Origin of the sequence: Burkholderia vietnamiensis LMG 10929, assembly GCF_000959445.1 — a bacterium.
Taxonomy (GTDB): Bacteria; Pseudomonadota; Gammaproteobacteria; order Burkholderiales; family Burkholderiaceae; genus Burkholderia; species Burkholderia vietnamiensis.
Genome location: NZ_CP009631.1, coordinates 368,911 through 381,922 on the forward strand (window position 1 = coordinate 368,911; position 13,012 = coordinate 381,922).

Here is a 13,012-nt window from a genome sequence, read left to right on the forward strand (position 1 = left end):
ACGCGCGCGTGACGCGCTCGCCGTCACCCGCTGCGGGCGCGGCGGCGGCCCAAAAGCAATGCGCCGCCCGGAGGGCGGCGCATTGGCGACGAACCGATCGGCGTGACGCCGGTTACTGCCGCGTCTCCGGCGATTGCGCCGCGCTCGGGCACGCCGGATCCTTGCCCCAGTGACCGTCGCACACGCGCCAGCGGCACAGCTGATCCTCGAAGAAGCCGCGCTGTTCGCATTCCTTCACGCGCGCGGCGAGCGAACCGCCGGTCGTCGCGGCCGTCTTGGTCGGTGCGGCCTGCGCCTTCTGCGCGGCGGCCTTCTTGTCGGCCGGCTTGGTGCGTGCGACGAGCGCGGCCAGCAGATCCGCATCCGGATCGTCCTTCGCCGAGGCCTTCGCGTTCGCGGTGCGCGCCGTCGCGTCGCGCCGCTTCTTCGCCTGTGCGAGCTCCGCCTGCTGCTCCTTGTGGCGCTTGCGCGCTTCCGCCCTGGTTTCGGTCTTCGTGTCTGCCTTCGCGTCGGCCTTGCCGCGTGCGGCGAGCTTGTCGCTCTTCGCGCCGTTGGCCTTCGCGCTCTTCGTCGCAGCGGCGGCGGCCGTCGCGGCGGCGACGCCGGTCGCGGCCGTGCCCGATGCGTCGGCGGCGCCGTTCGCGAGCGCGCGCGACAGGCGGCTGTTGTCCGCGCCCGACGCCGCGGACGATGCGGATGCAACGGTTTGGGATGCGGCGTCGTCATTGACGATCGTCGCCGGTTGCGCGGCCGGCGTCGCGGACGCGGCCGAGGCGGCATTCTGCGCGACCTGCGCGGCAGCGCCGCTGGCGGGCTCGGCCTTCGCGGGCGCCTGAGCAGGCGCGGCCGCCACGACGGCGGGCTCGGCTGACTGCTGCTGCCAGCGCCACGCGCCCCAGCCGCCCACCGCCACCACCAGTGCGACGATCGCCGCGATCGGCGCCTTCAGCGAACGGCGCGGCGCTTCGGCCGGCGGCGTGACGCGTCCTTCCAGATTCGCGAGAATGCGCGACTGCTGCGGCCCGCCCTCGCCTGCCGGTTTGGTGTCGGACAGGAGGCTAGGCGGGGTTTTCGAATTGGTATTTTCCGGCGCACTCATTCAGCGTCTCATTGAATCCTGGTTTAATTCACCGCGATAATATAGCCCGGCCTCTCAAGGCAGCCTGATTCTAAGAGCAAGCATTGCAAAACACAATCAATTCCAATTTCCGGGGATATCGTTGATTGCCGTCGCCCTCGTCGCCTATTTCGCCCTCGCCGTCGCGGTCGCGGCACTGTTGCTTTTACCGGGTATCCGCGCGGCCGTTTTCGATTCGGTCGCGCAATTTCATGGCCGCCTGACGCGCCGCGCAACCGATCGCGCCGCCCGCACGCGCAGTCAAATTGTTAAATCGGCAAGCGTTACGCGCGGCGCATTAAGCGATGTGCAAAATTTACTGATTCGACGGCGCTTGATGATTATGGTATCGGCAGGTATTCTTGCGACGCCGCCATTGGTGGCCATTGCGTTACGCGGTCGGCAATTGTTTCAGTACGACGACACCGCGCGCGTGCCCGACGAGAAGATCGCCGCGCTGTTGCAGGGCGAGCAGCTCGTGCCGCCGCCGCCGTTGCCGCCTGAAGTGTTTGCGACGCGGGAGGTCGAGCAGGTGCGGCCCGCGCTCAAGGATGCGAGCCGCGACTGGAACCTGCTGGATCCCGATTTCCGTACGCGTTTGCTGCTGGTCTACAAGATCATGCACGAACAGTATGGTTACGAGATGGCGCTGCTGGAGGGTTATCGGAGTCCGGAACGTCAGAACCGGCTCGCGCAAATGGGCACCAACGTGACCAATGCGGCCGCTTTCCAGAGCTATCACCAGTTCGGGCTCGCAGCGGACAACGCATTCCTGCGCGACGGCAAGCTGGTCATTTCCGAGAAAGATCCGTGGGCGATGCGCGGCTACCAGTTGTACGGGCAGGTTGCCGAGCAGGTCGGCCTGACGTGGGGCGGCCGATGGAAAATGATGGATCTCGGACACGTGGAATACCATAAACCCGGTTTTAAACTGGGACGCGGCAGCTAGTCATGGCTGCCGGACAAGAAATAATGAGGGCGGCATGGGGCTTTTCAAACACCCGGCAGGAAATGATTTGGGCGGCGCAATCGATCGGGCATTCCGTTGCGCGATTTTTTCGGGCGCCCGCTTCCGTTTTAATTCTCACGGCATCCTTTCATTAATGCGCGCGCCTTCTCCGATGCCGCGGGCGCATTGATGCCAGCCCTTTTCATCCCGCCTGACAGCGCGGCGACACATCGCGGCGCCACGCTGTCCGCTCGGCGCGCCCGCGTCGCCTCACCGAATCGCACCGGAACCTGAACGTCCTATGCAACGCATCCTCAACGTGCTGACTCATCCGCGTACGCTCTCGATCGTCGGGATCGTCGCGCTAGCGGCGATTCTCTTCATCGTCGCCGACATGCTGCAGCTGCCGCTGCTGTGGGCCGCGCTCGCGTTCGCGGCGATCCTCGTGCTGTGGCTCGCCGTCGCGTTGTGGCGCCGCTGGCGCGTGAAGCGCGCGAACCAGCAGCTCGGCCAGGTGCTCGAAGAACAGGCCGAAACCGGCAAGATCACGGCGCCCGCCGCGGCCGCGCTCGCGCCCGACACGAAGACCGCCGACCTCGACGTGCTGCGCACGCGCCTGTCCGATGCGGTGAAGACGATCAAGACGTCGAAGATCGGCCAGGTGTCGGGCGGCTCCGCGCTGTACGAACTGCCGTGGTACATCGTGATCGGCAACCCGGCCGCGGGCAAGAGCAGCGCGGTGCTGAACTCCGGCCTGCAGTTCCCGTTCGCCGACAAGAACAGCGCGGTGATCCACGGCATCGGCGGCACGCGCAACTGCGACTGGTTCTTCACGACCGAAGGGATCCTGCTCGACACGGCCGGCCGCTACTCGGTGCACGAGGAAGACCGCAGCGAGTGGCTCGGCTTTCTCGGCCTGCTGAAACGCTACCGGCCGAAGGCGCCGATCAACGGCATCATCGTCACCGCGAGCATCGCCGAGCTCACCGGCAACCGCCCCGAGTTCGCGATCAACCTCGCGAAGAACCTGCGTCAGCGCGTCCAGGAGCTGACCGAAAAGCTCGAAGTGTTCGCACCGGTCTACGTGATGTTCACGAAGGCCGACCTGATCACCGGCTTCACCGAATTCTTCAGCAGCAGCGACAAGCACGAATACGACCGCGTGTGGGGCGCCACCCTGCCCTACGAACCGGACGAGAAGCGCGACGTCGTCACGCTGTTCGACGAGCGCTTCGAGGAGCTGTACGAGGGGCTGAAGGAGATCAGCGTCGCGCAGCTGTCGCTGTCGCGCGGCAACCAGCTGTCGCCGGGCCAGCTCAGCTTCCCGCTCGAATTCTCGACGATCAAGCCGGCGCTGCGCGCGTTCCTCGCGACGCTGTTCGAGAACAACCCGTTCCAGTACAAGCCGATCTTCCGCGGCTTCTACTTCACCAGCGCACTGCAGGAAGGCGAGACCAACAGCGCCGCCGCGCAGCGCATCGCTCAGCGCTTCGGCCTCGACGCGAGCGCGCTGCCGAAGCCGCACAGCGCATTTTCGAAGAACGGCTTCTTCCTGCGCGACCTGTTCTCGAAGGTGATCTTCGCGGACCGTCAGACCGTGCGCCAGTTCGCGAGCCCCACCAAGACGCGGCTGCGTTACGCGACCTTCTTCGGCTTCGTCGCGGCGCTCGCGCTCGCGCTCGGCGGCTGGACCTGGTCGACGATCGGCAACCAGCAGCTCGTCGCCAACGTGCAGGCCGACCTCGACAACGTCACGCGCCTGCAGCAGGGCCGCAACGACCTGCAGTCGCGGCTGCAGGCGATGGACATTCTCGAAGACCGCATCGAGCAGCTCGAGCAGTTCCGCCGCGACAAGCCGATGTCGGTGTCGCTCGGCCTGTACCAGGGCGACCGCCTCGAGCAGCATCTGCTGACCGAGTACTACAACGGCGTGCGGCAGATCCTGCTCGCGCCGGTGTCGCAGAATCTCGCGTCGTTCATGAAGGACGTGAACGCGCACCCCGAGCAGCTCGTGCCGATGACGCGTCCGCCCGAATCGGGCGCGGTGCAGGGCGGCGCGATGCCGGTCTCGACCAATCCGCCGGGCGCCACGCCGCTCGCCGGCGCCGCGCAAGGCGCGTCGGCCACGCCGGCCGCCGCGCCGCAACAGCCGGCGGCGCCGCAGGGCGGCCTCTACAGCGACGCGTCGCCGACCAACGTGCAGGACGCGTACAACGCGCTGAAGACCTACCTGATGCTCGCCGACAAGCGTCACGTCGAGCAGGCGCACCTGACCGACCAGCTTGCGCGCTTCTGGCGCGGCTGGCTGGAGACGAACCGGGGCAACATGCCGCGCGACGAGATGATCAAGAGCGCCGAGCGGATGATCTCGTTCTATCTGTCGCGCGTGAACGACGACGACTGGCCGATGATCGACGCGAACCTCGCGCTGGTCGACCAGACGCGCGAGAACCTGCGCCGCGTCGTGCGCGGCATGCCGGCGCGTCAGCGCGTCTACGAGGAAATCAAGGCGCGCGCGTCGACCCGCTTCGCGCCGATGACCATCGCGCGCATCGTCGGCGACGGCAACCAGGGGTTGATCGCCGGCAGCTACGCGATTCCGGGCACGTTCACGCGCGAAGCGTGGTTCGACTACGTGCAGCCGGCGATCCGCGACGCGGCGACCAAGGAACTGCAGGCGAAGGACTGGGTGCTGAACACGTCGACGCAGGACGACCTGACGCTCGAGGGTAGCCCCGAGCAGATCCAGAAGACGCTGGTCGGCATGTACAAGACCGAATACGCGCAGCACTGGCAGAAGTTCATGCAGGGCATCGCGGTGCAGGGCTTCACGAGCTTCGGCCAGGCCGTCGACGGGATGAACCGCCTGGGCGACCCGCAGGATTCGCCGATCCGCAAGATCCTCGAGACCGCGTACGACCAGACCTCGTGGGACAACCCGTCGCTCGCGAACGTGACGATCAAGAAGGCGCAGACGGGCGTCGTGAACTGGGTGAAGCAGTGGTTCACGCGCTCGCAGGCCGGCCAGATGGCCGCCGCGAACATCGACATCAACGGCAATCCGGCCGAGGTGCCGATGGGTCCGATCGGCCAGGAGTTCGTCGGGCTCGCGCGGATCGTCGCGACGCACGACGGCACGTCGATGCTCAAGGGCTACATGGACACGCTGTCGAAGGTGCGCACGCGCTTCAACGTGATCAAGAACCAGGGCGACCCCGGCCCCGGCGCGCGTCAGCTGATGCAGCAGACGCTCGACGGCAACGGCTCGGAGCTGGCCGATTCGCTGAAGTTCGTCGACGAGCAGATGCTGACGGGCCTCACCGATTCGCAACGCAAGTCGCTGCGTCCGCTGCTGGTGCGGCCGCTGATGCAGGCGTTCTCGGTCGTGATCCAGCCGGCCAGCGCGGAAGTGAACAAGGTCTGGAACGCGCAGGTGTACCAGCCGTTCCAGAGCTCGCTCGCGACCAAGTACCCGTTCGCGCCGAACGCGAAGGTCGAGGCCGGCGCCGGTGAAATCGCGCAGGTGTTCGGTCCGGACGGCGCGATCGCGAAGTTCGTCGGCACGACGCTCGGGCCGCTCGCGGTGCGCCGCGGCGACACCCTCGCCGCGCGCACGTGGGGCGACATGGGCATCGGCCTCACGCCGGACTTCACGAACGGCTTCGCGCGCTGGGTCGCGCCGCTCGCGGGCGGTGCGGCAGGCGGCGCGGCCGCCGCGTCCGAACCGCAGACCGTGTTCCAGATCCTGCCGCAGCCGAGCACCGGCACGACCGAATACACGATCGCGATCGACGGCCAGCAACTGCGTTACCGCAACACGCCGCCGCAGTGGACCAACTTCGTGTGGCCGAACCCGCAGGGTTCGCCCGGCGCGACGCTGTCCGCGACGACCTTCGACGGCCGCACCGTGCAGCTCGTCAACGAGCCTGGCCGCTACGGTCTCGAGAAGCTGATCAACTCGGCGCAGCGCAAGCGCCGCCCGGACGGCACGTTCGATCTGACGTGGGTTCAGGGCAGCGTGAACGTGTCGGTGACGATGCGCATCATCAGCACGTCGCAGCCGACCGGCGGCGGCGGCGACCAACCTCAGCAGCAGAGCCTGCGCGGTCTGCAGCTGCCGTCGTCGATCGCCGACGCGAGCGCCGGCGCCGCACAGAACGCGACGCAGGCGGGCGCCGGCGCGCCGGCCGCGGCACCGGCCGTCGCGGCCGCCACCGCAACGAATGCACAGGGGGCGCAATGACGCAAACCGTTCAGGCGCAGATCGCCTACTTCGGCAAGATTCCGTCGCGCGGCGACTTCGTGAAGAGCCCGCACAACCCGCAGCTGCTGCAGACGCTCGATCGCTGGATCGCGCAGGCGCTGGAGCTGCTCGCGGAGGATCCGCGCTGGAAGATCGTCTACGAGGATGCGAAGCCGATGCATTTCGCGTTCCTCGGCTCGCGCAGCAAGCTGGCGATCGCGGGGCACATGGTCGCGAGCCATGACGTGTCGATGCGCCGCTTCCCGTTCCTCGGCGCGACCGCGCTGGAGGTCGAGCGGCCGCTCGCGTTCCTCGCGCGCAGCCCGCTCGCGTTCGCGCGGCTGTGGTCGCGCGTCGCCGCGCAGATGCCGGCGCTGCTCGCGAAGGAGGAGCCGCCCGGCGCGCTGCAGGCGCTCGGCGACACGCAGGTGCCGATCGACGTCGGCGGCCCCGGCACGTCGCACGACGGCACCTTCAACGACTTCGTCGAACACCAGTCGCTGTACGGGCTGCAGCAGATGCTGCTCGAGAGCGGCCATCCGGTGCGGCTGCGCGGCGCGATGCTCGCGCTCGGCTCGCTGCTGCGGCCGGTGATGCAAAGCGGCTCGTCGCACATCGAGCGCGGCCTGACGCTGCCGCTGCCGGTCGATCCGTTCTACCGAAGCCTCGTCGCCGCGTTCTGGCTCGAACTGATTGCACCGTTCGTCGCGCAGGCCGATTTCGAGCTCGCGATCTTCATCGGCACGATCGCCGAGCGCGAACGACTGATCGTCGGCTTCAACGGTGCGTCGTCGAAGACGCTGCTGAGCGTCGTCGATCCGCAGACCTACGCCGCCCACAACATCGACATCGACGATCCCGAGTGGATCGACGCCCATGCGCAAAACGACCACCGGATCAGCAAGCTCGTCAGCTACCTCGACCAACCGCAACTGTCGCTGCGCGTCGCCATCGACGCGTTCCGCGAAGCGTTCATCGGAGGCTGACGCGATGCAACGCACGATTCACGCACGGCGCACGCGCCTGCTGCCGTTCTTCGCCGCGCTGGCTGCGGCCGGCCTCGTCGCCGGCAGCGCCTACGCGCAGAACACGGGCGGCGCGACCGTCACGCCGGTCGGCAACGGCACGGTCGCGACGACGGCGCTGCCGTCTACGCCGAATGCGAGCGACGCACCGGGGGCCGCGCCCGGCACGGCGTCGGGCACGGTCGTGCACGGCACGGCCGGCACGATCACGCCGCCGCCGGCGAACGCGACGCCCGGCCAGGTGGTGGCCGGCGGCAAGGTGCCCGACGAGGCGACCAAGGCCGCGGTACTGCAGAAGCTGCGCGACACGTACGGCGCGGCGAACGTGGTCGACCAGATCGAGGTGGGCGACGTCGCGACGCCGCCGAACTGGAGCACCAACGTGCAGAAGCTGCTCGGCGCGCAGCTCAAGCAGATCAGCAAGGGCCAGTTGAAGATCAACGGCACGCAGATCGAGGTGAAGGGCGAGGTGCACAACGAAGCGCAGCGCCAGCAGCTCGCGAGCGACATGGCGAATTCGCTGAACCCGACCTACACGATCAAGAACGGGCTGCGCGTGTCGGCGTCCGAACAGGGCGTGCTCGACCAGACGCTCGCGAACCGCACGATCGAGTTCGAGACCGGCAGCGCGACGCTGACGCCGCAAGGCAAGCAGATTCTCGATCAGATGGCGGCGGCGCTGGCGAAGATGCAGAACCGCACGGTCGACATCATCGGGCACACCGACAACTCCGGGAACCGGACCTCGAACATCGCGCTGAGCCAGGCGCGCGCGGATGCGGTGAAGGGCTATCTGATCACGAAGGGCATCCAGCCTCAGCAGATGACGACGACGGGCGTCGGGCCGGATCAGCCGATCGCGCCGAACGATACGGCGGACGGGCGGGCGAGGAATCGACGGATCGAGTTCCGGGTGGGGCAGTAGACGCGCGGGTGTGGGCATGGCGAGCCGACGGCAGGACGCCGGTGAACGCGGAACGTGGATCGCGCGGGCGCGATCGATGGGCCGCGTCCTGGTCAATGCACCGGTCCGCTGGTCGGTCGATCGTTCGATCCGGCCGTCTCCGTGAAAGACGCACTGCGCTGCCTGCGGTCGGCCGTTCTGCTGCTCGTTGGCGCGACGCTCGTGCTGATGGGTGCGGCGGACGCGATCGATTCCGCCATCCTCGTTCGCGCCCGTGCGTGGCCTCGCGTGCCCGCCGTCGTTGAGCGATGCGAGTTGTCGCTCCGATATGGGAAATCCGCCGTGACCTGGGAGGCGCGCGCCGTGTTCCGGTATGGCGCGGAACATACGCGGCAGTACGACACGACGTGGCGGCCGGCCGGGTCACCGGTGTATTCGCGTTCGGAAGCGTCCAAGCTCAGCCGCGAACAGTTCGGCGCATTCACCCATACATATTGCAGCGCGGCCGCGACCGACGGGCTGCGCGTTTCGCCGATGTTTCCCGGCGTTGCTCGGCGTAACGATGCGGTTGTTGGCGGAGCATGGGTGCGTGAAACCGGATTCGCGCTGTTCGGTCTGGTTGGCGGGTTGATGCTGTGTGCGGTGAGCGTTTCGCTGTTGCCGTGGGGCGAGGATCGCAAAAAGCAGGCGGTGAAACACAAGGCGCGGCGAGCGCGGAGTCGCGTCAGCGGTTTATGACGCAACGTGCGAGCTCGCCGATAGCGTATCGGCGAGTCCGTAAAACCGCATCGCGCTACTGCGTCGTCTGTACGTGTGGCCGAGGTTTTCAGTGTCTCGAGGAACGCAGGCCACTCCGGCTCGCGTGGATTCGGTTCTGCTCCTGCCAGTACCGCATGTCGCTGCGGAACCTGAGGCTCTCAGCTCACACGGCCATCGCTCACGACTGCTCGTCGGGCCTCACGCCGAGCAGCTCGCGGATATGCGACAGCGATCCGTCGTCCTTCACGACGCTCTCGAGCCACTTGTGCAGCGGCATGTCGGCCCATTCCGCGGCCTTGTCCGCGAGATACGCGACCGGGCTGTGCGGCTCGGTCTGGCGGAAGTAACGCGCGACCGCGCGCAGCTGGTCGACGGCCTGCGCGCGGTTCTGGATGCCGGCGATCATTTGCGCCACCGGCGCACGCGAAGCGGTCTGCGTCTGCACATGGGTCTCCTCGGTGTGGAACGCGTCGCCGAAGCTCGGTTCGACGCGCTCCGGCTGCGCTTGCTGCGCCGACGGCGCGTGCGGTGCGCTGCCCGTATATCCCTGCTCGCGCGCGAAACGCTCGACGAGCCGATACACGGTCTCGAACGCATCGCGCGTCTGCCGAAAGCTCGGCGCCGAATCGCCCGCGCGTTCGACCAGCCGCTCCTCGAACGCGTCGAGCGCGAACTCGAACGCCTTCAGGTTCGCGAGCAGCGCCGTGTAGAACGCGATCGGCGTCACGCGCCGCGATGCATCGATCTGCTCGACCGACGGCTTGCCGCGCGCGATTTCCTCGGCGTGTTCGGGATCGCGCTTCACGGCCTGCGCCACATGCTGCGCGACCTCCCAGTCGAGCGTGGTGAACGCGTTCGACGCGCCGTCGGTCACCGCGACGCCGCGCAGCAGCTCGGCCGTGCGCCCCGACAGCCACGCGACGTTGCCGAGCCGGTATTCGACGTCGTCGCCTTCGGGCAGCGGATGCACGGTGTCCCAGTAGTCGCGGCACAGGCCTTCCAGCAGCGCATAACCTTCGGTGAGGCCGGTGATGCCGTCCTCGAGCGCCAGCGCCTCGGTCAGCCACACGGCGAGCCGCAGGTCCTTGGTGCGCGTGCGCAGCAGCTCGCCGGCATGGTCGACGACGAAGCCCCAGTCGGCCTCCTTGATGTCGGTCACCCATTCGCCCTGGTCGAGCGTCGGATCGTCATGGCGCCGCGCATCCTGGATCGCGTCGAATTCGTTCGAGAACAGCAGGTCGTCGCCGCTGGGCGACGCATCGCTGATCGGCGTCAGCAGCTCGGGGAGATTGATCGGCATGGTGGGTTCAGTTCGTCATTGCAGAGAGCGCGGCCGCGCTCATTCGACGGTGTACGCGAATTCGCCCGCGTCGTCGGCGCGCACGGCGATGCGCGCGATGGCCGCACCGTCGGCGATCCGGCCGAGCACGTGGCCGGCGATCTCGGGCAGCAGCGTGCCGTTCAGGATATGGTCGACGTTGCGGGCGCCCGAATCGACTTCGGTGCAGCGCGCGAGCACCGCATCGACGAGCGACTCGTCCCATTCGAACGCGGCCTTGTGGTTCGCTTCGATGCGGCGGCGAATGCGCTCGAGCTTCAGCTCGATGATCTCGGCCAGCACGTCGTCGGAAATCGGGTAGTACGGCACGACCTTCATCCGGCCGAGGAACGCCGGCTTGAAGGTCTTGTACAGCTGCGGACGCAGCGCCTCGGCGAGCGCGTCCGGGTCGGGCAGCTCGTCGGCCGTCTTGTTCAGGCACGCCTGCATCACCGCGGCCGACCCGACGTTCGACGTCAGGATGATCAGCGTGTTGCGGAAGTCGATCTCGCGCCCTTCGGCGTCGTCCATCGTGCCCTTGTCGAACACCTGGAAGAACATCTCGAGCACGTCCGGGTGCGCCTTCTCGACTTCGTCGAGCAGCACGACGGAGTACGGATTGCGGCGCACGGCCTCGGTCAGCACGCCACCCTCGCCGTAGCCGACGTAGCCCGGCGGCGAGCCCTTCAGGCCCGACACGCTGTGCGCCTCCTGATACTCGCTCATGTTGATCGTGACCATCTTGCGCTCGCCGCCGTACAGGATGTCGGCCAGCGCGAGCGCCGTCTCGGTCTTGCCCACGCCCGACGGCCCGACGAACATGAACACGCCGCGCGGCTTGTTCGGATCCTCGAGGTTCGCGCTCGCGGTGCGCACGCGCTGCGCGATCGCGTCGAGCGCGTGATCCTGGCCGATCACGCGCGCACCGAGCAGCGGCTGCAGGTTCAGCACGGTGTCGATCTCGTCCTTCACCATCCGGCCGAGCGGAATGCCCGTCCATGCGGCGACGATCTCGGCCACGACGTGTCCGTCGACCTGCAGCGGCACCATCGGCTCGCCGCCCTGCAGTGCATGCAGCGCCGCGACGCGCTCGGCGAGCTTCTCGCGCGTGGCCGGCACGTCGACCGGCTCGCCGTCTTCCGATGCGTGGCGCGCGCGGTCGAGCGTCTCGCGCAGCTCGGTGATCTCGGCGACGATCGCGCGCTCCGCTTCATAGCGCGCTTCGTCGTCGCTCAATTGCGCGAGCGCCGTGTCGCGCGCGCCGCGCAGCTCGCCGAGCCGCTCGTCGTGCGACGCGCCGCCGGCCGCTTCGCGCTCGAGCGACGCGATCTCCGCGTCGATGCGCTCGATGCGCTTCTTCGTGTCGTCGATCGCCGCCGGCGTCGCGCTGTGCGCGAGCGCGACCTTCGCGCATGCGGTGTCGAGCACGCTGATCGCCTTGTCCGGCAGCTGGCGGCCGCTGATATAGCGATGCGACAGGCGCACGGCCTCGGTGATCGCATCGTCGAGAATCCGCACGTTGAAGTGCTTCTCCATCAGCCCCGACATCCCGCGCAGCATCGCGGCCGCGAGCGGCTCGCTCGGCTCCTCGACCTTCACGACCTGGAAGCGCCGCGCGAGCGCCGCATCCTTCTCGAAGTACTTCTTGTATTCGCTCCACGTCGTCGCGGCGATCGTGCGCAGCTCGCCGCGTGCGAGCGCCGGCTTCAGCAGGTTGGCCGCATCGTTCTGGCCGGCCTGGCCGCCCGCGCCGATGATCGTGTGCGCCTCGTCGATGAACAGGATGATCGGGTGCGCGCTCTTCTTCACCTCGTCGATCACGCTCTTCAGGCGGTTCTCGAACTCGCCCTTCACGCTCGCGCCGGCCTGCAGCAGCCCCATGTCGAGCACGTGCAGCGCGACGCCGCGCAGCGGCGGCGGCACGTCGTCCGCGGCGATCCGCAGCGCGAGCCCCTCGACGACCGCCGTTTTGCCGACGCCGGCCTCGCCGGTCATGATCGGGTTGTTCTGGCGGCGGCGCATCAGGATGTCGATCGCCTGGCGGATCTCGGCTTCGCGGCCGATCACCGGGTCGATCTTGCCGTCGCGTGCGCGCTGCGTGAGGTTCGTCGTGTACGTGTCGAGCGCGGGCGTCTTCGACGGGCCGGCCGCCGACGCGCCCGGCGCCACGCCGGACACCGCATCGCCGCCGTCGTCGCCATCGGGCTGGCGCGGCTCGGCTTCGCTCGAGCCGGCCATGATCTCGTCGAACTTGTGCTTCAGGTCGGTCACGTTCATTTCCGCGAACTGCGCGGACATCCGCTGCGCGAACTGCGCGAGATCGGGCGCGGTCAGCAGCGCGAGCAGCAGATGGCCCGAGCGGATCCGGCCGAGCTGCGAATCGAGCGACGCGATCAGCCACGCCTGCTCGAACAGCGCGATCAGATGCACGGAGAACACCGGCGTGCGCGTGTTGCCCGTCTTCAGCCGCGTGAGTTCGCGCTCGAGATCGGCACGCAGCGCATGCGGATCGACGCGGCTCGCGCGCAACGCGAGCGGCAGATCGCCCGTCGCCTCGTCGAGCAGCGCGATGAACAGGTGCTCCAGATCGACCTCGTAATGGCCGCGCGCCAGGCACGCGCTCGCCGCGCGTTCGGCCGCGTGCCGGCACAGCGGGTTCAGTTTCGTGATCAGGGTCTTCAGGGGCGTGCTCATGGC

8 protein-coding genes are annotated in these 13,012 nt (G+C 68.0%); 5 read left to right on the plus strand and 3 right to left on the minus strand.

What is annotated here, in order from left to right; genetic code table 11:
- Positions 1–112: 112 nt before the first annotated feature.
- The gene (locus AK36_RS11630; protein WP_034193983.1) at positions 113–1,099 is read right to left on the minus strand and encodes a hypothetical protein; all 987 of its coding nucleotides are present in this window, start codon (positions 1,097–1,099) and stop codon (positions 113–115) included.
- Between the two features lie 121 nt (positions 1,100–1,220).
- Here AK36_RS11630 and AK36_RS11635 point away from each other — a divergent pair, with 121 nt between their 5' ends.
- The 5 genes from AK36_RS11635 (at position 1,221) to AK36_RS11655 (ending at position 8,976) form a co-directional block, all read left to right on the plus strand.
- Positions 1,221–2,066: a M15 family metallopeptidase gene (locus AK36_RS11635; RefSeq protein WP_014722348.1), complete on the plus strand. Its 846-nt coding sequence runs from the start codon at positions 1,221–1,223 to the stop codon at positions 2,064–2,066.
- Between the two features lie 301 nt (positions 2,067–2,367).
- A complete protein-coding gene (tssM, locus tag AK36_RS11640) occupies positions 2,368–6,309 on the plus strand; it encodes a type VI secretion system membrane subunit TssM (RefSeq protein WP_011883115.1) in 3,942 nt (1,313 codons plus the stop codon).
- The gene (tagF, locus tag AK36_RS11645; protein WP_011883114.1) at positions 6,306–7,295 is read left to right on the plus strand and encodes a type VI secretion system-associated protein TagF; all 990 of its coding nucleotides are present in this window, start codon (positions 6,306–6,308) and stop codon (positions 7,293–7,295) included. The genes tssM and tagF overlap by 4 nt, the downstream gene beginning before the upstream one ends.
- 4 nt (positions 7,296–7,299) lie before the next feature.
- Complete coding sequence (locus AK36_RS11650; protein WP_045578563.1) at positions 7,300–8,259, plus strand: OmpA family protein; 960 nt, start codon at positions 7,300–7,302, stop codon at positions 8,257–8,259.
- 141 nt (positions 8,260–8,400) lie between these two features.
- Positions 8,401–8,976, plus strand: coding sequence for a hypothetical protein (locus AK36_RS11655; protein WP_045578564.1), 576 nt, complete (start codon positions 8,401–8,403; stop codon positions 8,974–8,976).
- Between the two features lie 199 nt (positions 8,977–9,175).
- Here the strand turns inward: AK36_RS11655 and tssA are convergent, their stop codons facing one another.
- Together tssA and tssH are read right to left on the minus strand one after the other, a co-directional pair.
- Entirely contained in the window at positions 9,176–10,297 is a 1,122-nt protein-coding gene (tssA, locus tag AK36_RS11660) for a type VI secretion system protein TssA (protein WP_011883111.1), read from the minus strand.
- 39 nt (positions 10,298–10,336) lie between these two features.
- Positions 10,337–13,009, minus strand: coding sequence for a type VI secretion system ATPase TssH (gene tssH, locus AK36_RS11665; protein ID WP_014722343.1), 2,673 nt, complete (start codon positions 13,007–13,009; stop codon positions 10,337–10,339).
- Positions 13,010–13,012: the final 3 nt, after the last annotated feature.